Genomic DNA, 25,516 nt, shown 5'->3' on the forward strand with positions numbered 1-25,516 from the left:
CTTTTTTTATGCGCACCGGTGGTAGAAGGCAATCCCGGGCCGCATTGTCCCATTCCGCAGCAAGAAGCGGATGGCGGCGCTGTCCGGATGCTGGTCTGATGGTGTTTTTGACGACACCGGAGAACAGCATGGATTTTCGTATTACGGGGCTGTTGCTCGAGCCTTTTTTGCCCTTTTTTTTCCTATCCGATGCCGAGTTAACGGCGCTTGGCATACGGCGCCAAGTGGTCGACCAATACCCCGGATTTCCTGACCGTATCACCCTGGAGGACGCCGCGCCGGGTGAGACCGTGCTGTTGTTGAACCACGTGTGCCAGCCCGCCATGACGCCTTACCGGGCTTGCCATGCCATCTTTGTCCGCGAGGGCGCCACGCAAGTGTACGATGCCATCAATCAAGTACCGGAATCGATGCGGCGGCGTTTGTTGTCGCTGCGTGCCTATTGCGCCGACGGCATGATGCTCGATGCCGATGTGGTGGAAGGCACTGCCGTCGAGGTCGTCATTGCACGACTATTCGGCAATGCGGACGTCAGTTATATCCACGTCCACAATGCCAAGCGGGGCTGTTATGCGGCCCGCATCGACCGCGCGGACTCCCTTGCCTAATCGCGCAAGCCCATCTCCAGACTGTAGCTGGCCGCCGCATTCCTGCGCGCCGCATTGCGCATTAAATACACCTGCACCGTGTACTCGCCATCGGCCGGCAGTTTCGCCTGGTAACTGTTGCCGCTGGTCGAGCCGATGAACAGGGCTTCATCCTGGCCGGCCTGGAGGATGTTGAAGTAATTCGATGCTTGATTGGTTTTCAGCTTGACGCTGAGGGTCTGGCCGGCCTTGCCTGCCAGCGTGTATTCGGCCGTGGCGTAGCCCTTGATCTTGCCTTTCACGCTGTGCGCGGTTTTGCCGGCCGTCAATTCCACTGTTTCCTTGTGGACAGGATCGGCGCTCCAGGCGGGCGTGGTCAAAACGAGGGCCGCCAGCAGCAGGCTGGCGCGGATGGGCAGGTGAGGATGCTGCATGGGGACTTCCCTTGAAGTGGTGCCAGCGCGTTTGCTGACGATGCTGGCGATGCTGGCGATGCTGGCGATGCTGGCGATGTTACGCCAGATGCCGCGATTGGCCAGTACGGCAGCGCTCGTATAGCGTATGCCGGTGCGTTTTTTTCCTCCTATCTTGACCTGTGCGTTTTTTTCGGGTGCGCACGTTTCAAGACGCGGAAAAAGACGAAATTCAGGTAGGCTGAAGCGTCTCTTCTCACAACACTGAAAGGAACGCAGAATGGGTATTTCCGGAAAAGTCGCGCTGGTCACAGGTGCCGCGCAAGGTATCGGCAAGGCCATCGCCTTGCGCCTGGCCAAGGATGGCGCCGATATCGCGCTGGTGGATTTGAACCAGGACAAGCTGGACACGGCCGCCGCCGAAGTGCGCGCGCTGGGGCGTCGCGCCGTCACCTTTATTGCCGACGTGTCGCAGCGCGATCAGGTGAGCGAAGCGGTGGCGTTTGCCGAGCAGGAACTGGGCGGCTTCGACATCATCGTCAACAACGCCGGCATCGCGCAAGTGCAGCCGCTGCTCGACGTCACGCCGGAAGAGGTCGACCGCATCATGCGCATCAATGTGCAGGGGACGCTCTGGGGCATCCAGGCGGCCGCCAAAACCTTCAAGAAGCGCAAGCAGAAGGGCAAGATCATCAATGCCTGCTCCATCGCCGGGCATGACGGCTTTGCCCTGCTGGGCGTGTATTGCGCCACCAAGTTTGCCGTGCGCGCGCTGACGCAGGCGGCGGCCAAGGAACTGGCGGCCGACGGCATCACCGTCAACGCGTATTGCCCTGGCGTCGTCGGCACGGACATGTGGGTCGAGATCGACAAGCGCATGGCCGAAGTGACAGGCGCCGAGCTGGGTGCGACGTATAAAAAATTTGTGGACGGCATCGCACTGGGACGCGCCGAGACACCCGATGACGTGGCGGGGCTCGTCTCCTTCCTGGCGGGGCCCGATGCCGATTACATGACGGGCCAGGCGCCGCTGATCGATGGGGGATTGGTGTATCGCTGATGGCGTTAATAGGGGGCTGACCCGGCGGGACTTGGCGTCCCTGTCAGACCCCATCGATTAATTGACGCTGACTTCCTTGCGGTTGTCGCGCGGGACCCTGTCGATCATCTTGTTGTACGGAACGACGCCCACTCGGCGTCTGCCGGTAGCCCTGACCCTGCCGATAGCGTTTCAGGGCCTGGTTCAGGGCTTCTTCGCCAGAACCGAGGGTGGTGCTACACTCGCCAACTCAGCGACGCCATGCGTCGGAAAGACAGGACCATGCCGATAGCTCAGAACATGATATTACGCGCCGTTGCCCCCGGCGAAGAAGGGGCGCTGGCGCGGCTATTCCAGCTGTACTGCTATGAGAATACCGCATGGAGCGGTGAAGACGTGCTGGCCGATGGCCGCTACGATGTGTGCGATGCCGGGCTGGCCGAGTATGTGCATGCGCCCGCGCATACTGCCGTCTGGATCGAGGTCGACGGCGCCCTGGCGGGGTTTTATATCACCGAGCCGGGCATGGCGGGGGAACTGGCGGTGCGGGAGTTCAGCGACTTCTTTATTCTGAAGAAATACCGGCGCCGGGGGCTGGCGCTGGAAGTGGTGCGCCGCGTGCTGCTGGGCAGCGCGCAGACGTGGCTGGTGGCGATGTTCCACGCCGATACCGCTGCTTGCGCGTTCTGGCGGCAGGCATTTGTGCGCCTGCCGTTTGCCAGGATCGAGGCGTACGAGGATCCGGACTTGCCGCAGTTCCAGATGACTTTGCTGAAACCGGCGGCCTGAGCCAGATTAGAAGCGTACTTTTACATATGCCGACGGTCCCGTCAGGCGAATGTTCAGGTCGGCATCGCGTTCGCTGTCGCGGTGCAGCTTGATTTTCGAGATGCCGTAGTCGGCCACGAAACCGATATTCTTGAACGGGAACCACTCCACGCCGACATTGCCGCCGTAGATGTGGCCGTTGATGCGTCCGCCGTTTTTCTTGATGCCCGACGCTTCCGCATACATGCGCAAATCCGGCGTGAAGGCATGGCGCCAGCCCACTTCCAGCAGCGGCGCAAACGCGTGCTCGCCGATGGAATCGCGCGCCGTCGCCGTTTCGCCATTGACGACGCCGGTGGCCGTGCCGTTCAGGTTGGCATGGTAGTAGGCGGCGCCCAGACCGATGCCCAAGGTGTCGTTGCCGCTGCCGAGCCACCATTTATAGGCCAGCTTGGCCAGGTCCAGTTTTAAATCGGCATTCGCCGTGGCCGTGCCCGTGACGGGCTGGCCATTGATGATGGTCTCGCCCGTCAAGCTTGGCGTGTAGGATTTGTCATAGCGGTAGTAGTCGAATGCCAGGCCATGGCGGTCGCCGATCAGCAAGTCCGCCTTGATGCGCGGGATGGTCGTATGGCTTTGCTTCGATTCGGGCGCGTCGATGCGGCCAAATTGCGTGTCGGCGCCGATATTGATGCGCGGATCGGCGGAAAACGCGCCCACCGAGATGCTGACACGGTCCAGCGCGGGCGATGGCTCGGCCCGCGCCGTGGCCGCCGCCGTGGCAATGCCCAGCACGCCCATCATCATGGCGCCGCGCAAGGCGAGGTGGTGCGGGCGTGGTGGGGACAGGCGGGTGGACACGGACATGACAGACATGGGGTAACTCCTCAAAATAAAGTGAAAACTGTCGCGACGTTTTGGGCAACAGTGCAATGAGGAAATGGTAGCAATTGTTACTTTTGGATTACGTAGCCGCACGGCGCAAATTACCGTCGGATTTGTCCTACCGTATGTAAGACCTGGTTAGAGGAGAAGAAAACGATGCAAGCAATCATCGAGCTGGCGACACCGCGCTTGCTGCTGCGCCAATGGCGCGACAGCGACTTGCCGCCATTTGCGGCCCTGAATGCCGATCCCCGCGTGATGGCCTGTTTCCCGGCGGTCCTGTCGCGCGACGCCAGCGACGCGATGGCGCGGCGCTGCAGCGGATTGATCGCCGGGCGGGGCTGGGGTTTATGGGCGGTAACCTTGCGTGAAAACAATGCCTTTATCGGCATGACGGGGCTGCATAGCCCCGACGCACAATTGCCGTGCTCGCCATGCGTGGAAATCGGCTGGCGCCTGGCATTCGATTACTGGGGACAAGGTTACGCGCAGGAAGCGGCGCACGCCGCCCTGCAGGCCGGTTTCGAGCGTTTGCAATTGCCGGAGATCGTCTCGTTTACGGCCTTGCCCAACGTGCGCTCGAGCACCCTGATGGCGCGCCTGGGCATGCGTCGCGATGCTGCCACCTTCGAGCATCCGGCCCTGCCGCCAGGACACGCATTGCGCACCCATTGCCTGTATCGTCTGACGCGCGCAGAATGGTACGCACAGGAGGGAACATGAGAATCGCCGCCATTTCCGATATCCACGGCAACCTCGATGCGCTGGAGGCCGTGCTGGACGACATCGCCCGGCGTGACGTGGACGTGACCGTCAACCTCGGCGATATCGTCTCGGGCCATCTGCAGCCGCGCGCCACGGCGGCGCGCCTGATGGCCCTCGGCTTGCCCACCATCCGCGGCAACCACGAGCGCCAGCTGTTCGGCGACCCGGCCCGCATGGGCTTGTCCGACGCTTTTGCGCGCGCGCAACTATTACCGGAGCAACTGGACTGGATCGCCGCGCTGCCCGCCACCTTGCGCCTGCGCAAAGACGTGCTGCTCGTGCATGGCACGCCCAGCAGCGACCTCGTGTATTTTCTCGACAGCGTCACGCCGCAAGGCAGCCGCGCCGCCACGCCGCAGGAGGTAGCGGAACGCGCCGGCGAGACGGATGCGGCGCTGATCCTGTGCGGCCACACGCACATGCCGCGCCAGGTGCGTCTGGCCGATGGGCGGTTGATCGTCAATCCGGGCAGCGTCGGCTTGCAGGCCTACGACGACGACCACGGCTATCCGCACGTGATGGAAAACGGTACGCCGCACGCGCGCTATGCCATCGCGGAACAGGGCGCCGATGGCGCCTGGACGGTGCAGTTGCATGCGGTCAAATATGACTGGGACAAGGCGGCCCGGCTGGCGCTGGCCAACGGGCGGCCCGACTGGGTCGTGCCCTTGCGCACGGGATTCGTCGGGCCGCCTGATGTTGCTTAGCAGCTTGGCGCGCGCGTGATGGGCACGGGCACCAGTTCCGTCTTGCCGTCCTTGGCGATCACCCGGTTGATGCTGATGCTGCAGCGCTTGCCTTCCCACGAGAACGCCGCTTCGTAATCTTCGCCCGCGCGCGGCGTGAAGGTGATGTCGCCACTGCAGCTGGGCGAGACGGTTTCATAGTTGATGCCGTTGACCACATAAAATGGCGAAACGTCCTGGAAGCCGATACGCAGGCTGCTTGGCTTGTCGGCTGGAACTTCATATTCGCGGAAATAAGCTTTCGAGAAAATCCCATCCTTGCGCGACAGGTTTTTCGACGTTTCCGTCTCCGGGATGCCCAGGCTGGTATTGCTGACACTGCCGATCAGGGAACCGAAGGCGGAACTCATGCCGCCACTGGCCTTTTCCACGCCATCGCTGAACATGCCGCGGATGCAGCTGCTGTCGCGGTACAGGAAGGCCGTGGCGCCATTCTGGCCGAACAGGCGCAGGCGGCTGATGGCCGATGTTGCCGGCGCCGCTGGCGCGCTGGCCGCTTCGGTGGCGGCGGCAGCGGCGGGTGCTTCGGCGGTGGCGGTATCCTGGGCAAAACTGGCGCTGCAGAGCAACAGGGAAAAGAGGAAAACAGGTTTTTTCATTGGTTTTAATAAATTATCAAAAAGAAACAATATATACCATGCGGCAATATTTTGTTGCTTTTTTGAATCGCTTCGCCTCCCTCCAGACGCCTAGCGGAATTCTTCCGCCACCAGGTTGTACTTCTGCATCTTGTGATACAAGGTTTGTTTCGGTAATCCGAGCACTGTGCTCACTTCGCTGACGTTGCCCGCATATGCGCGCAGTTCCTGCTCGATCAGCGCGCGTTCGAAGCCGTTCACTTGCTCCGCCAGCGACAACGGGCTGGACTGGGCGCTCGCCAGCAGGCTCGAGGCGCCGCCGGCGATGCCGAGCACGAAGCGGTCGGCGATATTGCGCAGTTCGCGCACATTGCCGGGCCAGGAATGGGCCATCAGGTTGCGCATCTGGGCGCTCGAGACGACGGGCGCGGCGCGGTTGTAGCGGGCGGCGGCGGCCAGCACGAAGTGTTCGAACAGGATGGGAATATCCTCGCGCCGTTCGCGCAGCGGCGGCAGGTGCAGCACGATCAGGTTCAGGCGGTAGTACAGGTCGCTGCGGAATTTCTGCTGCTGCGACAAGTCTTCCAGGTCCAGCTTGGCCGCCGCGATGACGCGCACGTCGACGGGCGTGGGCACGTTCGAACCGAGCCGTTCGATATAGCGTTCCTGCAGCACGCGCAGCAATTTCACCTGCAGGGACAGGGGCAGGCTTTCGATCTCGTCGAGGAAAAATGTGCCCTGATCCGCATGCTCGATCTTGCCCACTTGCCGCTTGGCCGCGCCAGTGAACGCGCCCGGTTCGTGGCCGAAGACTTCGCTTTCGAAAATGCTTTCGGGAATCGCGCCGCAGTTGACGGCGACAAAGTTGTGCTTGCGGCGGTGGCTGAAGTCATGCAGGCAACGGGCCACCATTTCCTTGCCCGTGCCCGTGTCGCCATAGATCAGCACATCGGCCGGTTCATTGGCAACGTCGAGGATCAAACGCCGTATGTCGCGCATCGCCACGGAATTCCCCAATAGGCGCGCTTCGATGCCGCCGCCGTCTTCCAGCTGGCGGCGCAGGCTGTGCACTTCCAGCGTCAGGCGCCGGGTTTCCAGCGCGCGCAGGATGACGTCGACCAGCTGGTCGGATGAATATGGTTTTTCGATGAAATCGTAGGCGCCCGTGCGCATGGCGTGCACAGCCATGGTGATGTCGCCGTGGCCCGTGACGAGGATCACGGGCAGGTTGGCATCGAGCGTCTTGACCGCTTGCAGCAATTCCAGGCCGCTCATGCCGGGCAGACGCACGTCGCTCACGACGATGCCTGGGAAATCGGGTGTCAGCAGTTTATAGGCCAGCTCGGCCGAGTGGAAGGCCAGCACGTCCAGCCCGGCCAGTTGCAATGCCTGCTCGCTGCCTTCGCGTACGGTGGGGTCGTCTTCGACCAGCAAGACCTTCAAGCCGTCAAACATGTTTTTCCTCCTGCGTTGCAATCTGTAGTTCGATGGTGAAGATGGCGCCGCCGCCGGGGGCGTTTTCGGCGCGCAGCACGCCGCCGAACTGGCGCGTGATCTGTTCGGAAATGGCCAGTCCCAGCCCCAGCCCCAGGCCTTGCGGTTTGGTCGTGAAGAACGGTTCGAACAGGTGTTCATACACTTCCGTCGACAGGCCCGGCCCCGTGTCGGCCACGTGAATCAGCACCTGCTCCTGCGTGCATTCGACGGACACGCGCAGGCTGCGCACCTCGCTGCCGTTCATGGCGTCGAGCGCATTGGCGTACAGATTGACCAGCACCTGCTCCAGGCGGTTGCTTTCGCACATGGCGAAGATGTCCTCGGGCGGCAGTTGCAAAGTAAAACGCACATTTTCCACCTGCAGCCGGCGTTCGACCAGGAACAGGGCGTTGCTGATCGCCGTGGGGATCGAGACGGAGGTCAGGCTGGTCGTCGATTTGCGCGCAAAAATCTTCAATTGGCCCGTAATGGTCCCCATCCTGGCCGCAATTTGCGAGATCTTCGCCAGGTTGCGCCGCGCATCGTCGAGCCGTCCCCGCTCGAGCAGGATGACGGCATTGTCGGACATGGTGCGCAGCGCCGTCAGCGGCTGGTTGAGTTCATGCGTGATGCTGGCCGACATTTGCCCCAGCACGGCCATCTTGCCGGCCTGGAACAATTCGTTTTGCGTGATGTGGAGTTTTTGCTCGGCCTTGCTGCGCACCTCGATTTCCTGGCTCAGGCTTTGCGTCATGGCATTGAGTTCCGAGGTGCGTTCCTCGACCATGGCTTCCAGATTGTCGTAGGCATGCTGCAAGTCTTCGCGGGCGCGCAGTTTTTGCGCCACGGCCGCGCGGCGCTGGCGCAGGTAAAAGAACAGCAGCATGAAAAAGCCCAGCAGCACGCAAGAAAAGGCGGCCGCCGCGCGCGCGCTGGCCTTCGCCTGCGCCAGGTCGGACAGATAAATAAACGTCCAGCCTTGCGGCGACTTGAGCTTGATCTGCGTCATGACGCTCGAGCTGATCTTCGGTGGCGTGTCGGCATGTTCCTGCTCGCGCACGCTGATCACGCGCGCGCCGTTGCCCAGCTGGCGGTCGGAAACGAAAGGGATGGCTTCCAGCTGCTTCGAATAGTACTGGCGCGTGCGGTTGAGTTCCTCGACGATGGCGGGCGACAGCGGCGCCAGGGTCTTGTATTTCCAGTCCGCCATGGAACTGAGGAAGATCACGCCGTGCTCGTCGGCCAGCATCACCTTGTCGGCGCCTTGCACCCAGCGTTTTTCCAGGTTTTCCAGGTTCACCTTCACCGTTGCCAGGCCGAGCATGTGGCCATTCTGGTAGATGCCGTGGGCAAAGAAGTAACCGGGCTCCAAGCGCGTCGTACCCACGCCATAGAAGCGGCCCGGCGTGCCGCGCAGCGCATCCTGGGCGTAGGGGCGGAACGAGATGTTGTCGCCAATAAAGCTGTCGGGCTGCTGCCAGTTGCTGGCGGCCCGCGTGTTGCCGTCGAGGTTGCTGATGAAAATGGTCGAGGATTTCGCCTGAGCATTCATCTGCTCGAGGTAATGGTTGACGGTGTCGACCAGCACCGGGTCTTCCGGGTGCTGCAGCAGGCGGATCACGTCGCGGTTCAGTTCCAGCGTCTTGGGCAGGAAGTCGTATTTTTCCAGCGCATTTTCCAGGCTGCTGACATACACCTCGAGGCGCTGCGCGCCGCTCGCCTGCAGCTTGCCGATGGCGATGCGTTCGGTCCAGAAATACACGAGCCAGACGGTGGCCAGGCAGGCGGCCAGCACCACGCCCCAGGCCAGCGTTTCGCGGCCCGACCGTTGCGACAGGCGCTGGCGCCAGGAAAGGGTGGGTTTCGTAGTACTGCTATTCATAAACTCAGCTGCCATCTTGCAAGAACCCACAGTATCGCATTTAAGAGCCTATCCCAGTAGGGAGCGTCTTCTGCTGGCAGCACATCAGGAGCGCGGACAAGGCGTGAGGAGGATGCGTGGCGCGCCACGCGACGACGATCAACGCAGTCCCCGCTTCTGAGGGGCGCTAGCAGCGGATGTATTCATCTACTGGGATAGGCGCTAAGTAATCGCGGAAATAAAAAAGCCGCCGGATATGCATCCGGCGGCTCACGCCTATATTTCACGGACTTCACGACGTCCGACAAAATCGTAGCGAGCGGCAGTGATTTGTGGCCGAGAAGCGCAACCGTACTCTAGTACGGTGAGCATCGCCGGCCGCAAAGCGCGCCGCGCAGTAGATTTTGGCCGACGTCCTTAGAACGTGTGGCGCATACCTAAATTGAAACCGCTGGTGCCGGTGCCATCGTCGGTGGCATTGCCAACCTTGTAGGAAGCGCCGTTCTTGTTGCTGATGTGACCGTAACCTGTGTACAGGTCGCTGCGCTTCGACAGCGCGTAGAAGGCGCCGATGGCCCACTGCTGGGCGTCACGGTTGGCATTGCTCTTGTCGTTGTGGCGGATGTACGACGCGACCAGCTTGGTGGCGCCGAACGGGGCGCTGAAGCCGACCAGGATGTCATTGCTCTTGCTGTCGTCGAGGGCGCGGTTGTCGGCGTAGCCGAAGTTGCCTTGCAGCACGCCAAAGTCATAGCGCGTGGCCAGCAGGGTATTGCGGGTTTGGTGGGTCGCCAGCGCATTTTCCTGGCGGTGATGCGTCAGGGTCACGTTCAGCGGGCCGTCGATGTAATGCACGGCGCCGCCCATGCTGCGGTTTTTCGCATTGTCGCCGGCCACTTCGCCAAAGCCATACGCCAGGTCGGCCGACAGCTTGCTCCAGGTCGGCGTGCTGTATTGCACCATATTATCGATGCGGTAATTCGTCGCCATGATGTTCGACGCCGTGCCGGCCAGGCCGATGACAAACGGATCGGCCACGTCGCGCAGGGCCAGGTAGTACGGCGTATATTGGCGGCCCAGGGTGACGGCGCCGGCGCTGCCGGTCAGGCCCACGTATGACTGGCGGCCGAACAGCCGGCCGCCCTGGCCCGAGGTGCCGGTGTCGATATTGAAACCGCTTTCCAGCACGAAGGTGGCGGCCAGGCCACCACCGAGGTCTTCCTTGCCTTTGAAGCCGATGCGCGAGCCCGAGGCGACGCCGGAGGCGACGCGGTTCAGGCGGTCTCCGGCCGCATCCTTGTCGAACACCAGGCCGGCGTCAGCCACGCCATACATGGTCACACTCGATTGAGCCATGGCGCCGGTGGAGGCTGCGCCGAGGGTCAGCAGGGTAAACAGGACTTTTTTCATGAAAATCTCTCTAATAAGTTGGAATAACTACTGATCGCACTACCTGACTGCTTGTTACTCAACATCGACAACAAATAAATAGCCCGCTTGTGGCGGGCCATGGCGCTATCAGGCTTTGCTAGCGTGATCCGCTTCGCCCCAATGGCTTTCCGTGTTCTGGTTGGCCGCGTTGGCCGCAGCCGCTTCTTCCTCGGTGGCAAGGCCGCCTTCCCACTTGGCGACGACAGCCGTGGCGACGGCATTGCCGACCGCGTTGGTGGCCGAACGGCCCATGTCGAGGAATTGGTCGACACCCATCAGCAGCAACAGGCCCGCTTCCGGAATATTGAACTGGTTCAGGGTAGCGGCAATCACCACCAGCGAGGCGCGCGGCACGCCGGCCATGCCTTTCGATGTCAGCATCAGCAGAAGCAGCATGGTGATCTGCGTGCCGATCGACAGGTCGATACCGTAGGCTTGCGCGATGAACAGCACGGCGAAGGTGCAGTACATCATCGAGCCGTCCAGATTGAAGGAGTAGCCCATCGGCAACACGAAGCTGGAAATCTTGCGGTCCACGCCGAACTGGTCGAGCGCCGTCAGCAGTTTTGGATAGGCCGCTTCCGAGCTGGCCGTCGAGAATGCCAGCAGGAAGGGTTCGCGGATCAGGCCGACCAGTTTGAAGATGCGCGGGCCGATGACGACGAAGCCGGCGCCGATCAGCAGTGCCCACAGGCACAGCAGGCCCACGTAGAAGCCGCCCATGAACTTGGCGAACGTGACCAGCACGCCCAGGCCGTGCGTGGTGATGACGGAAGCCATCGCGGCGAACACGGCCAGCGGGGCCAGGTTCATGATGGTGCCGGTGATGCGCAGCATGACTTGCGCCAGCTGATCGACGACGGCCGTCAGGGTCTTGCCCGACTCGCCCAGGCCGGCCAGTGCGCCGCCGAAGAAGATCGAGAACACCAGCACTTGCAGGATTTCATTGTTGGCCATGGCCTCGATCGGCGACTTCGGCACCAGGTGCGTGAAGAAATCTTTCAAGGTGAAGGCGGCCGTTTTCAGGTTGGTCGAGGCGTGGATGTCCGGCAATGGCAAGCCCAGGTTGGTACCGAGCTGCATCAGGTTCGACAGCACCATGCCCAGCGCCAGCGAGACCAGCGAAGCGACGACGAACCAGCACATGGCTTTTAGGCCGATGCGACCGGCCGTCTTGCCGTCGCCCATGTGGGCGATGCCGACCGTCAGGGTGGAGAACACCAGCAGCGCAATGATCATCTTGATCAGGCGCAGGAAGACGTCGGTGACGATGGAAATATTGCCAGCGATTTGAGCGCTGAGCTTGGCATCAGGGAAGGCGGTGTTGCATCCATAACCGACGGCAATGCCGAGGATCATGGCAATCAGGATGTACAGGGTTAATGGCCGTTTCTTTTTCATTTTGACTCCTCCGGTGAAACGCCGCTGTGAGCGGATTATTGATAGCGAGCAACTCAAGCTTGGAGTCAATATTTCTCAAAAACAAGCCCTTGCGTGCCAGCGATTATTTGCAGCAAAACCTGTACATAGCAAAGGATATGCCTGAAATGGGAATTTGGAACCTAACTTCTTAAGTTGTTGATTTAAGGAAGCTTTTTTTGTTGTTTAGATGTCGCAACTTGGCGTGCTTGCGCGAAATATTGGACGCGCAAGCACATCGCTGTATGACTTTTCATACGCTGGTCGCGGCAGGGCGGCGGTGCGCCAAAAAGACAAGATTATCAGGACAATAAAAAAGCCCCTCCGAAGAGGGGCTTGCTGTGACGCGATGCGTGTTCTCTTGATGTCAGAACTTGATATTCGCCGTCAGGCTGAACGAACGGGGCTGGCCCGGGGTGTAGCGGAAGCCGGACTTGTTGATGGCCGCCACATAGGTCTTGTCGGCCAGGTTGTAGGCGTTCAACTGCACGTCGAGGTTCTTGTTGACGGTGTAGGTTGCCATGGCGTCGAAGACCCAGTAGGCATCCACGCGGGCCGGCGTGCCGACGGCGCCATCGGTGCCGCGCAGCATTTCACCCACGTAACGCGCGCCGCCGCCGATCTTCAGGCCGAAGGGCAGGGTGTACGAAGTCCAGCCGGTGAACGCCTGTTTCGGTGTGTAGCTGAGGTTATTGATGCCGCTGGCCGTGACGACCTTGCCCGACTCGACCTTGGTATTCATGCGCGTGTAGCCGGCGCTGACCAGCCAGTTCGGCATGATCTCGCCCACCATGCCGATTTCGACGCCCTGCACGCGTTTCTTGCCATTCTGATAGTAGATCAGGTCGACGGGATCTTGCTCTACTTCATTTTTCACGTCCGTCTGGTAGACGGCGGCCGAGAACGACAGTTTTTGCTTCAGGAAATCCCACTTGGTGCCGATTTCCTTGGTGGTGGTTTCCTGCGGATCATAGATTGGGTTTTGCGCGCTGCTGGCGCCCGTGCTCAGCGTGAAGTTGGTACCCGGCGGCGCCTTCGAGGTGGCCCACAGCGCATATACGCTGCTGTCCGGCGTCGGCTTGTACAGGGCCGAGATCTTGCCGTTGGCGAAGGTGTCGTTCAGGGTGATGTGAACAGGAATAGGCGTGCCCACCGGCAATTTTTGCACCTGGCCTGCGGCGACGGCCGTTTGCAGGGTGACGGCGTCATACGTGGTGTTGAAGTGATCGAAACGCACGCCGCCGTTGAAGATCCATTTGTCGCCGAACTTGACGGTGTCGAAGACATAGACGCTTTGCGTGTTGACTTCGCCTTGGCTGTAGGCGCCGCTGCGCACGGGCTGGTAGCCGGTGACGGGGGCGCGCGGGTCCGGATGGTACAGATTGGCGTCCGGCATGGTGCCCAGGCTGGCGGGCACATAGCTGTAATTGGTCTGCTTTTCGCTGGTGAATTCGGCGCCGGCCACCACGGAGTGCTTGAGCACGCCCGTATCGAATTGCGCGCTGACCACGGTCTGGTTGGTCAGAATCGTGTTTTCCTGATCCTTCACGGTGCGCAGCGAGCGCGCCAGGGTCCAGGTCGACGGATCGGTAGCCACCGGCGTCTTCAGGTTGGCGGTGCTGCCCATGAAGGCCGTCAGCAGGTAATCCTGCTGGGTCTTGCCGTAGCGCGTGGTGTTCTGGATCTGCACGTTGGGCAAGAAATCATGATCGATGCGCAAGGTAGCCATATCGGCCTTGACCTTGTCGTGGTCCGCGGTGGAACCGTAGAAATTCTTCGGATCGACCTTGGCGGCGCTATTCAGGAAGGTGCGGATGACCTTGTTCGTCGGCGTGATACTGTCCGGCGTGCTGTAGCCGGGCAGGCCGATGGTGGGCACGAAGCCGTCGGGCACATTATTTTGATCCACGTGCAGGTAGCTGGCCGTGATGCGCGTCGGCTTGCCGATGCCGAAGGTGACGGTAGGCGCGAAGGCCCAGCGCTTGTTCTTGACTTCGTCGCGCGCCGGATTGCCGCTGTCCTGCGTCATCAGGTTCAGGCGGAAAGCCGTGCCGGAATCGGCGTCGATGATGCGGTTCCAGTCGGCCGTGGCGCGTTTCTGCTTGCCGCTGCCCGCCGTCAGCAGCGAATTGAACTTGTTTTCCAGGGTGGCCGTCTTGCTGACCAGGTTGATCGAACCGGTCGGCGAACCGCGGCCGCTGTCGGTGCCCGCCGGGCCTTTCAGCACGTCGATCTGTTCGATGTTGAAGACGTCGCGCGAGATGGAGCCCACGTCGCGCACGCCATCGACATAGATACTGCCCGACGCATCGAAGCCGCGCATGTAGACCGCGTCGCCCGTGTTCGTGTTGCCGTTTTCACCGAGGAAGAAGGTACCGACGCCGGGCGTGTTGCGCAGCGCATCCGTCAAGGTCAGCGCGCCTTGCTGTTCGATCAATTCCTTCTTGATGACGACGATGGTTTGCGCCGTGTTGACGAGATCTTCCGTGTATTTCGGCGACGAGGCTTTTTCGGCCTTGAAGTCATTTTCCTTGGAGCCCACGACCTTGATTTCGTTCAGGGTTTGCTGCGATGCCGGCGCGCTTTGCCCGACGGGGTCGGCCGCCTGGGCGGCGACGGGCAGCAGCATGACGGCCAGGGCGGCGCCGATGTGCTGGTTGAAACGGGTTGGGGCGTGTTTGCGGCTCTTGATTGCCATCTTGCTCTCTCGAAAAGGTCAGGGTAGTGGTTCCTGGCTGGCTCTGCGCCGCAGTGCTTGGACACGCGGGCATGTGGCTGGCGATGGAGACGGAATAGGCGGTATTGTAATAACCGGGCGCTATTTCGTAAATGAGAATCGTTATCAGTATCGTTTACGCAACGGATTGGACGTAACGCAAAAAAAACACGCTCATGGCTCATGAATGCTTGCTTTGCGGCCCGGCCGCTGCTATGCGCGCAAGCCTACGGCGGCGGGAGTATGATGAGCAACCTTTACAAATTTCTTCCCAGCATGCTGCGCACTCCCCTTGCCTTCGTCCCCCTGATCGACACGCCCGAACCGGCCCCGGCCGCCACCGAGACGCTGACGCTCGTCTTTCACCGCGGGCGTTTATTGTTGCGTACGCCCGAGCTGACCCTGCCCACTGCCGCCGAGGCGGCCGCGCTCGATATCGACCTGAGCCGCGCCCAGCCCGTGGGCTGGTGGCAGGGCCGCTATTGCCAGACGGTCTGGACGGATGCGGAGTTGTTGCCCGCCGATAGCGGCCTGGCGTATCACGGCCTGCGTTCGCTATTCAACGCCGTCGACGATGACTTCCTGGGCCTGGCCAGCCGCGCCGCGCAGCTGGCCGAGTGGGCGCGCACGCACCGCCACTGCGGCGTGTGCGCCACGCCCATGCAGCGCACGCGCGGCGAACGCTGCTTTACGTGCGCCGCCTGCGGCATGCTCGCGTACCCGCGCATTTCGCCCGCCATGATGGTGCTCATCCGCAAGGGCGACCGGGTGTTGCTGGCGATGCATAAAAATTCGCCATCGCAGCGCTTCAGCCCGCTGGCCGGTTTCCTGGAGGCGGGCGAATCGATCGAGGAAGCCGTGCACCGCGAGGTGATGGAGGAGGTGGGCTTGCGCGTGCATAACTTGCAGTACTTCATGAGCCAGTCCTGGCCGTTTCCCCATTCGCTGATGATCGCGTTTACGGCCGATTACCTCGACGGCGAGATCCGCCTCGACGAGAACGAGATCGCCGAGGCGCGCTGGTTCGGCCCCGGCGATGTCTGGCCGGAAGCGAGCTCTAGCGTGTCGATTTCGGCGCTGCTGGTCGGCGCGCACCGGCCGCCGGCGCGGTACTAAACCAGGGGCTGCCCAGGCAGCCTGCCGCATTTTCTATATACTGGCGGCAATTGAAAATTTTAGGATGGTTTAGCATGTCTCAAGAAGAATTCTCCGAAAACGACTGGCGCCGGCTGATCAGCAGCCTGGGTGAAGATCCGCAGCGTCCCGGCCTGCTGGAAACGCCGGCGCGCGTGGCAAAAGCCTGGAAACATTGGACCTCCGGCTATGGCCAGGACCCGGTGGACTTGCTGAAAGCCTTTGAAGATGGCGCGGAACAGTACAACGAGCTGATCGTCGTGCGCGGCATCCCCGTCTACAGCCACTGCGAACACCATCTGGCGCCGTTCTTCGGCAAGGCCACCATCGGCTACGTGCCCAACGGCAAGATCGTCGGCCTGTCGAAACTGACGCGTCTCGTCGATTGCTTCTCCAAGCGCCTGCAAGTGCAGGAACGCATGACGATGCAGATCGCCAATGCCCTGATGGAAGTGCTGGAACCGAAATCGGTGGGCGTGGTCGTACGCTGCCGCCACCTGTGCATGGAAAGCCGCGGCATCCGCACGCCGGGCGAAGAAACCATCACCTCGGCCATGCTGGGGGAGATGCAGCCGAACCTGGCGCTGCGTACGGAATTTCTGGCGCTGGCGCGCGAAGTCTGATTTTCGAAGACGATGCGTGACGAAGGCGGCATATGCCGCCTTTTTTCATGCGCGTCCGGATTCCCGTTCCGCCAGGTAGCGCGCCGGCGGCTTGCCCACGGCCTTGCGGAACATGGTGACAAAACCGCTGGTGTTTTCATAACCGAGTTCGAGCGCCACCGCTTTCACGCTGTGGCCTTGCGCCAGCCGCTGCAAGGCCAGGATCACGTGCAGTTGCCGGCGCCAGCGGCCCACGCTCATGCCCATTTCCTCCAGCGACTGCCGGGTCATGCTGCGCTCGCTCATGCCGATGCGGCTGGCCCACTCGGCCAGCGTGCTTTTATCGGCCGGCTGCGCCAGCAGCAGGGCGGCCAGGCGGCGCAGGCGCGCATCGCGCGGCATCGGCAGATGCAAGTCTTCCACGGGCGCGACCGCCAATTCGTCGAGCAGGGTGGCCACCAGGCGCTCCTGCGCGCCCTGCAGCGCGGCCAGGGTGGGAAAACCGGCCGCCTTGGCGATCAGTTCGCGTAGCAACGGCGAGACGGCCACGGTGCAACAGACGGCCGGCAGGGCCGGCGCCATGGCCGGTTCGACAAACAGGCAGTAGCATTCGGCCTCGCCCACGCCTTGCGCCGAATGCATCAGGCCGCCCGGTATCCAGACGGCGCACTGGGGCGGCACGATCCACACCCCACTTTCTACTTCACAATGGATCACGCCCCGCGTGGCGTACAGCAGCTGCCCCTTGCGGTGCTGGTGCGGCGCCTGTTCCGCATCTTCGGGCACGCTGGCCAGGCCCACTGCCAGCAGGGGCCGCAGCACGCCGTCGACGTCGAAATCGATGATGGCGGCGCCGGTGTCCAGACCCAGGTGGGCCGTCAGCATGCTGGGCAAGAGGGGGTGGGGCATGGGAATACTTTGGCTGGATTGAACAATATTGTGGCTATTGTATGCAATGACGTCGGACGCCGTCATCGGTATCGTATGGCTATCCGCAGCCCCGCTTCAACGGCAACCGCCGCCGCCAGAGTTCTGATGAAGGCCAGGAGGAACGGCAACCCCCTTGAAGGAGTCTCTCATGCAACTCGATATCACCGATTTCCCCCTCGTCTGGATGCGCCGCGATCCAGCCGCAGAGCGCCACGACGAAGCCTTGTTCGCCCAGTTCGAATCCCTGCTGGCGCGCCAGCAGGCGTTTGTCATTCTCAGCGAAGAAGGCCTGGACGAGGATGGGCATGAGCATCCGCAGGAACAGCGCAAGCGCGCCGTACTGTGGATGAAACGGCACAAGGCCGCCCTGCGCGCGTATATCCAGGGCATGGTGCTGGTCGAACCGAGCGCCGCCAAGCGCCTGGCCGGCAAGGCCTTTGCCGTCATGTTCGGCCAGTTCTGGGGCTACCCCCTGCATTTCGGCACCAGCCGCGACGACGCGCTCGACATCGCCCAGCATTTGATCAAGGCGTGGCTGCCGCCAAGGGAGGGCTGGGAAACTCAAGAGCACCTGACAAAACCGTAGCGAGCGGCAGTGATTTGTGGCTAAGAAGCGCAACCGTATTTCTAGTACGGTGAGCGTCGCAGGCCGCAAAGCGCGCCGCGCAGTAGGTTTGGTCAGGTGTTTTAGTGGCGATAATCGTTGACAAAGTGTTTTGTAAAGTTGTACTTGCTGCCGCCGTCGAGCAAGTCGACCAGGCGTTTCGGCGCCGAGGCCGACATGAAGGCGTCGGCGGCGCCGCCCGTGCTGCGGAACTTCATGCCCGGGCTGAGGATCTGGTTGGCGCCGATCTTCAGGTGCTGAAAGCTTTTCGTTTTCTCATTGTTGAGAATGAAGTGCAATTCCTGCTTGAAGGTCAGGAAGGGGATCTTCAGCCACCAGCCTTCGTCCGTGCCATAGCTGGCGACGCTGGCAAAATGCGTGTTCTTGTCCGTCAGCGTGGGTTTGCCCAGGCGGTCGTTAATGCGTTTCATGGCTTCATTCTTGGTCATGCTGTGCTTTCGTGATTCGATCTATGCGGCGTGCATTCTGACACAGGCGCGCCGTCGCGTGCCATGGAATGCCTCAGAGTAGCAAAATCAGCGAGCCAAGCACGATCAAGCCGCCCCCGGCCGCCGCTTTCAGGGTGAACGGTTCGCCCAGCACCAGCCAGCCGGCCAGCATCACCAGCGCCACGCTGAGCTTGTCGACGGGCGCCACCAGCGAGACGGGGCCCAGCTGCAGCGCGCGGAAATAGCACAGCCACGACAGCCCCGTGGCCACGCCTGAAGCGATCAGGCAAGTCCAGCCTACCCAGTTGCCGCCGCTGGGGCGCTGCCACTCCGCGCGCAGCGAGATGATGGCCGCCGTGACCAGCAGGATGACGCCCGTGCGTATCAGGGTGGCCATGTTGCTGTTCAGATGGGCTACGCCCAGCTTGCCGAGGATGGCTGTCAGGGCCGCAAACACGGCCGACAGGATGGCAAAGCCTTGCCAGGTAAACGTGGTCGACATGGAACTCCCTGCGCGGTAAGGAACTGCAGTGACTGTAGCCCAAAAGAATGGCGGCCGCTGGCCCCTTTTTTATTGCGACGCAACATCAATTCTCATCAATTGTCGCAACGCATTAACAACACCGAGCAAAAATCATTGCCTTCCGGCATTGTAAATGTCGGTCGTTCAAGCGTATGCTGGAGTCGTCTGAATGGTGTCGCCAGAGCACCGTCGTCGCCGCATTCCGGGCTTGCCCAGCTGGAAGCGGGCCACGCCCCATTGCCGCAAATAGATAGTTGGAGACACAGCATGAAGAAATTGACGTTCCAGCAGAAGTTATGGATTCCCCTGATTTGCAGCTTGTTGTGCATCACCGTTATTTTTGTCTATAACGCCCTGGAAATCCGCAAGATCCGCATCGAAGAGCGCAGCGCCGACCTGAGCAATGCCGCCGACCTGGGCCTGGGCGCCGTCAAGATGTTCGGCGACCTGGCCGCCAGCGGCGCCTTGACGAAGGAAGAAGCGCAGAAGCAGGCCGCGGCCGTCATCAAGAGCATGCGTTTCGGCGAGACCGGCTATTTGTCCATCATCAACCTCGATGCCGTCGTCGTGATGAATCCCGCCGCGCCGCAAACGAATGGCAAGAACATGGCGGATTTTAAGGATGCCAACGGCACCTATCTGTACCGTGACATCGTCGCCGTCGGCAAGAGCGATGCGGGCAAGGGCTTCGTCCATTATTATTTCCCCCGTCCCGGCCAGAAGAATCCCGAGCCGAAGATGAGCCGCGTGGTGGCCTACAAGCCATGGGCCTGGACCCTGGTGGTGGGCGTGTACATGGACGATATCGACGCGGCCTTCCGCCAGTCGCTGATCACCTCGCTGGGCGTGCTGCTGCTCGTGTGCGCGCTGCTGGCCGCCGTCGTCGTGGCCATCAACCGCAGCCTGCGCCATGCGCTGGGCGGCGATCCCGAGTATGCGGCCGACGTGGCCGCCCAGATCGCGAATAACGATCTGAGCGGCGCCGTGCGCACGCATGCCAACGACCGCCACAGCGTGCTGTACGCGATGAAAACCATGCAGGCCAACCTGGTCGACGCGATCAGCGAAATCCGCCATAGCGCCGAGACGATCGCCACGGCATCGAGCGAGATTGCCAGCGGCAATATGGACTTGTCGGCGCGCACGGAAATGCAGGCGAGTTCGCTGGAAGAAACGGCGGCCTCGATGGAGGAATTGACCTCGACCGTGACGCAGAACGCGGGCAATGCCGTGCAGGCGAATGAACTGGCGCAGTCCGCTTCCGCCGTGGCCCGCCAGGGCGGCGCCGTGGTGGCGCAGGTGATCGGTACCATGGACACCATCAACGCTTCGTCGCGCAAGATCGTCGACATCATCGGCGTCATCGACGGCATCGCCTTCCAGACGAATATCCTGGCCTTGAACGCGGCCGTGGAAGCGGCGCGCGCGGGCGAACAGGGACGCGGCTTTGCCGTCGTGGCGTCGGAAGTGCGCAATCTGGCCCAACGATCCGCTGGCGCAGCGAAGGAAATCAAGGAACTGATCGGCGCTTCCGTCGACAGCATCGCGGCCGGCAGCACGCTCGTCGCACAAGCGGGCACGACCATGGATCAGGTGGTGGCCAGCGTGTCGCGCGTGACCGACATCATGGCCGACATCACGGCCGCCTCGCACGAACAAAGCACGGGTATCGGCCACGTCAACCAGGCGATCACGGAGATGGACAGCGTGACGCAGCAAAATGCGGCACTGGTGGAAGAGGCGGCGGCAGCGGCATCGAGCATGCAGGATCAGGCGGCCGTGCTGGCGCAGCTGGTGGCGCGCTTCAAATTGTCGGCGCAGGAACCGGGAACGTCGCCGCGTCTGGCGGCAAGCTCGGCAGGCGCGCCACGCGCCGTGGCGAAAAAGCCGCTGCGCAGCCTGGCGGCGCGCTAAGGACTTACTGGGCTGGCGCCGCCGCTTGCGGCGCCGGTTCGAATTCCAGCTTGTCATCGACGACCACGAATTGCCCGACCGGCTGGCCCAGGTCGGCTTTCGGGTCGTTTTCCATTTCCGTCAGCGCATTGCAGGTATTCGTTTCCGCCTGCCACAGCTGCTTGCCCATGCGGATATTCCACAGGCCATCGCCGGCCGCGAACAGCTCGACGGTGATGTCGGCCGGCGCATCGGTGGACAGCGTATGCAGGCGCTGGCATTGCGGCAGATTGGTGGCCATCAGCTGCACTTCCACGGTATCTTGCCAAAAATAACGTTGCTGGCGACGCACGGTCAGGGAATGGTCTTGCCCATCGAACATATAGATGGCGAAGTCCTGGACACAGCCTGACAGCAGGACGGACAGCGTGACGATCAGGAGTTTGCGCATGGTCGGCTTTCTTGGTTGGTGCTCTGGAATGTCGGGATGCCTGCGTGACGGCGCTAGTGAATGCTTGCGCTGCCTGGACGCCGTCTTGTTTTTCGCTTACGTGGCATTATATCCATGCATATCAGTTGCGGCGCGACAATAGTTCTGCCAAGTTCGCCTGCCCTACTTATCTACCTGGAAAGACCACGATGATCGACCTGTATTACTGGACCACGCCCAACGGGCACAAGGTGACGATGTTCCTGGAAGAAGCGGGCATCCCCTACAACATCATTCCCGTGCATATCGGCAAGGGCGAGCAGTTCAAGCCCGAGTTTCTTGCCATCGCGCCCAACAACCGCATCCCCGCCATCGTCGACCAGGCGCCGGCCGATGGCGGCGCGCCGCTGTCCCTGTTCGAGTCGGGCGCGATCCTGCAATACCTGGCCGAGAAAAGCGGACAATTCCTGCCGGCCGATGTGCGGGGACGTGCCGAAGTGATGCAATGGCTGTTCTGGCAAATGGGCGGACTCGGTCCCATGGCCGGGCAAAACCACCATTTCGTGCAATATGCGCCCGAACCGATCGACTACGCCATCACGCGCTACGTGAACGAAACGAACCGGCTATACGGCGTGCTGAACAAGCGCCTGGCCGACCGCGCATTCGTTGCCGGCGATACATACTCCATCGCCGACATGGCGATCTACCCGTGGATCGTGCCGCATGCGCGCCAGCGCCAGAAGCTGGAAGATTTCCCGCACCTGGCGCGCTGGTTCGCGGCCATCGCCGCCCGTCCCGCCACCGTGCGCGCGTATGCCCGCGCCGCCGACATCAATGTGCAGCCGACGGTCAGCGAGGACGCGAAAAGCGTGCTGTTCGGGCAGACGGCGAAGACGCTGGGCTGATCGGCCGTCAGTTACCCCGGTACGTGGAAAAACCGAAAGGACTGAGCAGCAGCGGAATGTGATAGTGCTGGTCGGTCTTTTCCACGTGAAATTGCACGGGGATTTCCGGGAAAAAAGTTTCCTGTTTCAGGCGCGCATAGTGTTCGCCTGTTTGAAACACGATGCGGTAGTCGCCCGCCTGCATGGGCGTCCCGGCCGGATACATGGCCGCGATGCGTCCCTGCGCGTTCGTCACGGCGCTGCCTAATTGTTGCCAAGCATCCCCTTTTTTCTGCTCCAGGGTGACCGTCACGCCCGCCGTCGGCTGGCCGCTCTGCAGGTCGAGGATGTGCACGCTCAAGGGATTGGCGGCCAGCGCCATGCTGGACAGGCTGGCGAGGGTCAGGGCGGCGGTGATTTTTTTTAAATAGGTCATTGTTGTTGCTTTCAAAGGGTGGGCGAATCGAGTTCAGGAATGGCGGCCAGGGCGGCATGGGCGCAGGCGCGGTCTGGCAGGGCGCCACCGCCACCGGCGACGCCGATGGCGCCGACGACTTCGCCCTTGGCGCGCAAGGGCAGGCCGCCGCCCAGCAGCAACAGTTCCGGCACGGTCGTCAAATTGGCCATGTCGGGATTGCCGCGCGCGGCCACGGCGAGCGCCTGGGTATCGTTTTTCGTCGACAGGGCCGTGTAGGCCTTGCGCCGGCTGGCCTCCGTGTTGTGCGGCCCGACGCCATCGGCGCGCTGCACGGTCACGACATTGCCGCCACGGTCGAGTACGGTGACGACGATATGCCGGCCTTGCGCCTGGCACGCGCCGATGGCCGCATTCGCCAGTTTGTTGGCCGCCGCCAGCGACAGGTCGTCGACCTTGCGCAGCTGGGCGTGGACGGGGCTGGCCAGCAGGCACAGCAGGGTACTGCCGAAAAGTAGGGTTTTCATGTGGCTGTCCGTTGAAAAGGTAGCGCCAGTATGGCCAGTGTTACCCTACGAGAAGATGATCGCCGCATGACATTTTTATCATCCGCGGCGGTCTGTGCGCGGCGTAGAATGGTTTTATATTCTCCTTAGAAAGCGGCCATGCGTATCCTGGTAATCGAAGACGAACCGAAGACGGGCGACTATCTGCTGCGCGGCCTGGCCGAGTCCGGCTTTACGGTGAGCCTGGCGCGCAATGGCCGCGACGGCTTGCATATGGCAAGTACGGAGTCACCCGATCTCATCGTGCTCGACGTGATGCTGCCCATCATGGACGGCTGGCAAGTCTTGCGCGCGCTGCGCCTGCAGGAGGGCGGCGCGGACGTGCCCGTCATCTTCCTCACGGCGCGCGACGAAGTGCAGGACCGGGTCAAGGGGCTGGAACTGGGCGCCGACGATTACCTGGTGAAACCGTTCGCCTTTGCCGAACTGGTGGCGCGCATCCGTACCCTGCTGCGGCGCGGGCCGCCCCGCGAAGACGACGTGATCCGCATCGGCGACATGGAAATCGACGTGATGAAACGCAAGGTCAGCCGGCAAGGCCAGCGCATCACGCTGACGGCCAAGGAATTCGGCTTGCTGCATTTACTGGCGCGGCGCCAGGGCGAGGTCTTGTCGCGCTCCATCATCGCCTCGCAAGTGTGGGACATCAATTTCGAGAGCGACACCAACGTCATCGACGCGGCCATCCGCCGCCTGCGCAGCAAGCTCGACGATCCGTTCGAACCCAAGCTGATCCACACCTTGCGGGGCATGGGCTATGTCTGCGAATTGCGCGCGCCCAGCGCTCCCGACAGCGGCGCCGCCGCATGAAATTCTCGCAACTGCGCCGCTCGCTGACCCTGCGCGTCACGCTCGTCTTCGTGCTGATCGTGGCGCTCGTGTCGGCCGGGCTGGGCATGCATCTGTACCGCTCGTTCGTGGCGGAAATCGAGCGCCGCGACGATATTCTATTGCTGGGCAAGCTGCGGCAGATCCAGCAATTACTCGGCAATGCCGGCACGCTGGACATCATCCGCGAGCGGCCCCAGTATTTCCGCGACACCATGAGCGGGCAAGAAAATTCCCTGGTCCGTATCGTGCGCGCCGATGGCACGCGGTTGATCGATGTCAATCCGAACGGCGAGACGGTGGCGCATGCTGTTCCCGTCGCCGTCGATGCGCCCGTGACGGCTAGCGACATCGTCAGCTGGACCAGCCGCGACGGTTATCCGGCCAGGGTCGTGGCGGCCAGCGCGCGCATCGGCGATCCGGCGCAGATGGCCGATATTGTCGTCGCCCGGGTCTACGGCGACCGCACGGCCATGTTTGCCGCCTACCGCTGGCAGATCGTTGTCTCGGTGGCCGTCAGCGCGCTGGTGGCGGCGTTGCTGGCCAGCGTGATGCTGCTGCGGGGACTGCGGCCGTTGCGCAATATCGCCGCCCATGCGGCCCTCGTGCGGCCCGGCAAGCTGGGCCAGCAGCTGGAGGCGCGCGATGCGCCCACGGAACTGCTGCCCCTGATCCAGGCCTTGAACGCCATGCTGGCGCGCCTGCAGGAAGGATATGCGCGGCTGTCGCAGTTTTCCGCCGACCTCGCGCATGAATTCCGCACGCCTGTCACCAATCTGCTGGGGCAAAGCCAGGTCATGCTGGCGCGCCCGCGCAGTGCGCACGAGTATGAACAGCTGGTGTCGTCGAATGTGGAGGAGCTGGAACGGCTGTCGCGCATGATCGACAGCATGCTGTTTCTGGCGCGCGCGCAGCAGGAAGAGATGATCCTGATCAAGCAAGCCTTGCCCGTGCAGGAAGAGTTTTTGCGCCTGGCCGATTTCTTTGAAGGCCTGGCCGAGGAGCGCGGGCTGGCGCTGGCCTGCCACGGCAGCGGCATGGTGACGGCCGAGCCGCAACTGCTGCGCCGTGCGCTCGGCAATTTGCTGTCGAACGCGATCCGCCACGCGGCGCCCGGCAGCACGATTTTATTGCGTTCGCACGCGGCCAACGAGGGCGTGGAACTGAGCGTGAGCAACCTCGGTCCCGCCATTCCCGCCCGCCACCTGCCACACCTGTTTGAGCGCTTCTACCGCGCCGACCCGGCCCGCAGCGACTCGGCCGCCTCCACAGGTTTAGGTTTGGCCATCGTCACGGCCATCATGCAATTGCACGGCGGCAGCGCGACGGTGGCATCCGACGCGGCCGCCACGACGTTTACCTTGGTTTTCCCGGCGTAATATTGACGGTGGTGGTGTCGGATTACGCGCTTGCGCGCTAATCCGACCTACGTCTTGGTTTTCCCGGTGCAGCAACGTAGATACTGTTATCCCCGTCAAGCGGCGTGCAAGGCCGGATCAAATATTTTTCCCGACCTGAGCACGCCGAATGCCACGTGCACCAGCTTGCGCATCATGGCGCCGATGATCAGC

Annotated in this window: 27 protein-coding genes; 13 read left to right on the forward strand and 14 right to left on the reverse strand. The window is 62.1% G+C overall.

What is annotated here, in order from left to right:
- Positions 1 to 128: 128 nt before the first annotated feature.
- Entirely contained in the window at positions 129 to 608 is a 480-nt protein-coding gene (locus tag ACQ4W4_RS26865; RefSeq protein ID WP_436544560.1) for a DUF1203 domain-containing protein, read from the forward strand.
- On the opposite strand, the gene ACQ4W4_RS26870 is transcribed toward ACQ4W4_RS26865, so the two are convergent.
- A complete protein-coding gene (locus ACQ4W4_RS26870; protein ID WP_436544561.1) occupies positions 605 to 1,021 on the reverse strand; it encodes a hypothetical protein in 417 nt (138 codons plus the stop codon). The two genes, ACQ4W4_RS26865 and ACQ4W4_RS26870, sit on opposite strands and share 4 nt — an antisense overlap.
- Here ACQ4W4_RS26870 and ACQ4W4_RS26875 point away from each other — a divergent pair.
- The 3 genes from ACQ4W4_RS26875 to ACQ4W4_RS26885 all read left to right on the forward strand — a co-directional run bounded on the left by ACQ4W4_RS26875 (position 1,020) and on the right by ACQ4W4_RS26885 (position 2,828).
- Positions 1,020 to 1,145: a hypothetical protein gene (locus ACQ4W4_RS26875; RefSeq protein WP_436544562.1), complete on the forward strand. Its 126-nt coding sequence runs from the start codon at positions 1,020 to 1,022 to the stop codon at positions 1,143 to 1,145. The genes ACQ4W4_RS26870 and ACQ4W4_RS26875 overlap by 2 nt on opposite strands.
- Before the next feature lie 135 nt (positions 1,146 to 1,280).
- Positions 1,281 to 2,060 (forward strand): acetoin reductase, encoded by a 780-nt coding sequence (locus tag ACQ4W4_RS26880; protein WP_436544563.1) that lies wholly within the window; start codon positions 1,281 to 1,283, stop codon positions 2,058 to 2,060.
- Between the two features lie 261 nt (positions 2,061 to 2,321).
- Positions 2,322 to 2,828: a GNAT family N-acetyltransferase gene (locus ACQ4W4_RS26885; RefSeq protein ID WP_436544564.1), complete on the forward strand. Its 507-nt coding sequence runs from the start codon at positions 2,322 to 2,324 to the stop codon at positions 2,826 to 2,828.
- 6 nt (positions 2,829 to 2,834) lie between these two features.
- Here the strand turns inward: ACQ4W4_RS26885 and ACQ4W4_RS26890 are convergent, their stop codons facing one another.
- The gene (locus tag ACQ4W4_RS26890; RefSeq protein ID WP_436544565.1) at positions 2,835 to 3,683 is read right to left on the reverse strand and encodes a porin family protein; all 849 of its coding nucleotides are present in this window, start codon (positions 3,681 to 3,683) and stop codon (positions 2,835 to 2,837) included.
- Positions 3,684 to 3,848: 165 nt separating this feature from the next.
- Between ACQ4W4_RS26890 and ACQ4W4_RS26895 the strand changes: the two genes are divergently transcribed.
- Both ACQ4W4_RS26895 and ACQ4W4_RS26900 read left to right on the forward strand, forming a co-directional pair.
- Positions 3,849 to 4,415: a GNAT family N-acetyltransferase gene (locus ACQ4W4_RS26895; protein ID WP_436544566.1), complete on the forward strand. Its 567-nt coding sequence runs from the start codon at positions 3,849 to 3,851 to the stop codon at positions 4,413 to 4,415.
- The gene (locus ACQ4W4_RS26900) at positions 4,412 to 5,164 is read left to right on the forward strand and encodes a metallophosphoesterase family protein (RefSeq protein WP_436544567.1); all 753 of its coding nucleotides are present in this window, start codon (positions 4,412 to 4,414) and stop codon (positions 5,162 to 5,164) included. The genes ACQ4W4_RS26895 and ACQ4W4_RS26900 overlap by 4 nt, the downstream gene beginning before the upstream one ends.
- Here the strand turns inward: ACQ4W4_RS26900 and ACQ4W4_RS26905 are convergent.
- From ACQ4W4_RS26905 to ACQ4W4_RS26930, 6 genes are all read right to left on the reverse strand, one after another.
- Positions 5,161 to 5,802, reverse strand: coding sequence for a hypothetical protein (locus ACQ4W4_RS26905; RefSeq protein WP_436544568.1), 642 nt, complete (start codon positions 5,800 to 5,802; stop codon positions 5,161 to 5,163). The two genes, ACQ4W4_RS26900 and ACQ4W4_RS26905, sit on opposite strands and share 4 nt — an antisense overlap.
- Positions 5,803 to 5,892: 90 nt before the next feature.
- Positions 5,893 to 7,236 carry a sigma-54-dependent transcriptional regulator gene (locus tag ACQ4W4_RS26910; protein WP_436544569.1) on the reverse strand — a complete coding sequence of 448 codons (1,344 nt, stop codon included), beginning with the start codon at positions 7,234 to 7,236 and terminating at the stop codon, positions 5,893 to 5,895.
- On the reverse strand, positions 7,229 to 9,139 hold the full coding sequence (locus ACQ4W4_RS26915) for a sensor histidine kinase (protein ID WP_436544570.1): 1,911 nt from the start codon (positions 9,137 to 9,139) through the stop codon (positions 7,229 to 7,231). Before ACQ4W4_RS26915 ends, ACQ4W4_RS26910 begins: the two co-directional genes overlap by 8 nt.
- Before the next feature lie 396 nt (positions 9,140 to 9,535).
- Entirely contained in the window at positions 9,536 to 10,528 is a 993-nt protein-coding gene (locus ACQ4W4_RS26920) for a porin (RefSeq protein WP_436544571.1), read from the reverse strand.
- Between the two features lie 108 nt (positions 10,529 to 10,636).
- A complete protein-coding gene (locus tag ACQ4W4_RS26925; RefSeq protein WP_436544572.1) occupies positions 10,637 to 11,950 on the reverse strand; it encodes a dicarboxylate/amino acid:cation symporter in 1,314 nt (437 codons plus the stop codon).
- Between the two features lie 385 nt (positions 11,951 to 12,335).
- Positions 12,336 to 14,666 carry a catecholate siderophore receptor Fiu gene (locus ACQ4W4_RS26930; RefSeq protein WP_436544573.1) on the reverse strand — a complete coding sequence of 777 codons (2,331 nt, stop codon included), beginning with the start codon at positions 14,664 to 14,666 and terminating at the stop codon, positions 12,336 to 12,338.
- 294 nt (positions 14,667 to 14,960) lie between these two features.
- On the opposite strand from ACQ4W4_RS26930, the gene nudC reads away from it, so the two are divergent.
- The gene (gene nudC, locus ACQ4W4_RS26935; RefSeq protein ID WP_436544583.1) at positions 14,961 to 15,800 is read left to right on the forward strand and encodes an NAD(+) diphosphatase; all 840 of its coding nucleotides are present in this window, start codon (positions 14,961 to 14,963) and stop codon (positions 15,798 to 15,800) included.
- A gap of 74 nt (positions 15,801 to 15,874) precedes the next feature.
- A complete protein-coding gene (gene folE / locus ACQ4W4_RS26940; RefSeq protein WP_034781250.1) occupies positions 15,875 to 16,441 on the forward strand; it encodes a GTP cyclohydrolase I FolE in 567 nt (188 codons plus the stop codon).
- Positions 16,442 to 16,486: 45 nt separating this feature from the next.
- On the opposite strand, the gene ACQ4W4_RS26945 is transcribed toward folE, so the two are convergent.
- A complete protein-coding gene (locus ACQ4W4_RS26945; RefSeq protein ID WP_436544574.1) occupies positions 16,487 to 17,329 on the reverse strand; it encodes an AraC family transcriptional regulator in 843 nt (280 codons plus the stop codon).
- Positions 17,330 to 17,498: 169 nt separating this feature from the next.
- Between ACQ4W4_RS26945 and ACQ4W4_RS26950 the strand changes: the two genes are divergently transcribed.
- Complete coding sequence (locus ACQ4W4_RS26950; RefSeq protein WP_436544575.1) at positions 17,499 to 17,936, forward strand: hypothetical protein; 438 nt, start codon at positions 17,499 to 17,501, stop codon at positions 17,934 to 17,936.
- A 101-nt stretch (positions 17,937 to 18,037) separates the two neighbouring features.
- Here ACQ4W4_RS26950 and ACQ4W4_RS26955 read toward each other — a convergent pair whose 3' ends face one another.
- The gene (locus ACQ4W4_RS26955) at positions 18,038 to 18,385 is read right to left on the reverse strand and encodes a hypothetical protein (protein ID WP_436544576.1); all 348 of its coding nucleotides are present in this window, start codon (positions 18,383 to 18,385) and stop codon (positions 18,038 to 18,040) included.
- Between the two features lie 91 nt (positions 18,386 to 18,476).
- Positions 18,477 to 18,905 carry an EamA family transporter gene (locus ACQ4W4_RS26960; RefSeq protein WP_086139382.1) on the reverse strand — a complete coding sequence of 143 codons (429 nt, stop codon included), beginning with the start codon at positions 18,903 to 18,905 and terminating at the stop codon, positions 18,477 to 18,479.
- 288 nt (positions 18,906 to 19,193) lie between these two features.
- Here ACQ4W4_RS26960 and ACQ4W4_RS26965 point away from each other — a divergent pair, with 288 nt between their 5' ends.
- Positions 19,194 to 20,840, forward strand: coding sequence for a methyl-accepting chemotaxis protein (locus ACQ4W4_RS26965; RefSeq protein ID WP_436544577.1), 1,647 nt, complete (start codon positions 19,194 to 19,196; stop codon positions 20,838 to 20,840).
- A 4-nt stretch (positions 20,841 to 20,844) separates the two neighbouring features.
- Here the strand turns inward: ACQ4W4_RS26965 and ACQ4W4_RS26970 are convergent, their stop codons facing one another.
- The gene (locus tag ACQ4W4_RS26970) at positions 20,845 to 21,270 is read right to left on the reverse strand and encodes a hypothetical protein (RefSeq protein WP_436544578.1); all 426 of its coding nucleotides are present in this window, start codon (positions 21,268 to 21,270) and stop codon (positions 20,845 to 20,847) included.
- A gap of 188 nt (positions 21,271 to 21,458) precedes the next feature.
- Between ACQ4W4_RS26970 and ACQ4W4_RS26975 the strand changes: the two genes are divergently transcribed.
- On the forward strand, positions 21,459 to 22,157 hold the full coding sequence (locus tag ACQ4W4_RS26975; protein ID WP_436544579.1) for a glutathione binding-like protein: 699 nt from the start codon (positions 21,459 to 21,461) through the stop codon (positions 22,155 to 22,157).
- A 7-nt stretch (positions 22,158 to 22,164) separates the two neighbouring features.
- Here ACQ4W4_RS26975 and uraH read toward each other — a convergent pair whose 3' ends face one another.
- A complete protein-coding gene (gene uraH, locus ACQ4W4_RS26980) occupies positions 22,165 to 22,572 on the reverse strand; it encodes a hydroxyisourate hydrolase (protein WP_436544580.1) in 408 nt (135 codons plus the stop codon).
- 11 nt (positions 22,573 to 22,583) lie between these two features.
- On the reverse strand, positions 22,584 to 23,078 hold the full coding sequence (locus tag ACQ4W4_RS26985) for a GlcG/HbpS family heme-binding protein (RefSeq protein WP_436544581.1): 495 nt from the start codon (positions 23,076 to 23,078) through the stop codon (positions 22,584 to 22,586).
- Positions 23,079 to 23,216: 138 nt separating this feature from the next.
- Here ACQ4W4_RS26985 and ACQ4W4_RS26990 point away from each other — a divergent pair, with 138 nt between their 5' ends.
- Complete coding sequence (locus tag ACQ4W4_RS26990; protein WP_219135805.1) at positions 23,217 to 23,927, forward strand: heavy metal response regulator transcription factor; 711 nt, start codon at positions 23,217 to 23,219, stop codon at positions 23,925 to 23,927.
- A complete protein-coding gene (locus ACQ4W4_RS26995) occupies positions 23,924 to 25,324 on the forward strand; it encodes a heavy metal sensor histidine kinase (RefSeq protein ID WP_436544582.1) in 1,401 nt (466 codons plus the stop codon). Before ACQ4W4_RS26990 ends, ACQ4W4_RS26995 begins: the two co-directional genes overlap by 4 nt.
- Positions 25,325 to 25,516 lie beyond the last annotated feature (192 nt).

The sequence above is a fragment of the Janthinobacterium glycogeni genome, from assembly GCF_051380725.1.
Taxonomy (GTDB): domain Bacteria; phylum Pseudomonadota; class Gammaproteobacteria; order Burkholderiales; family Burkholderiaceae_D; genus Janthinobacterium.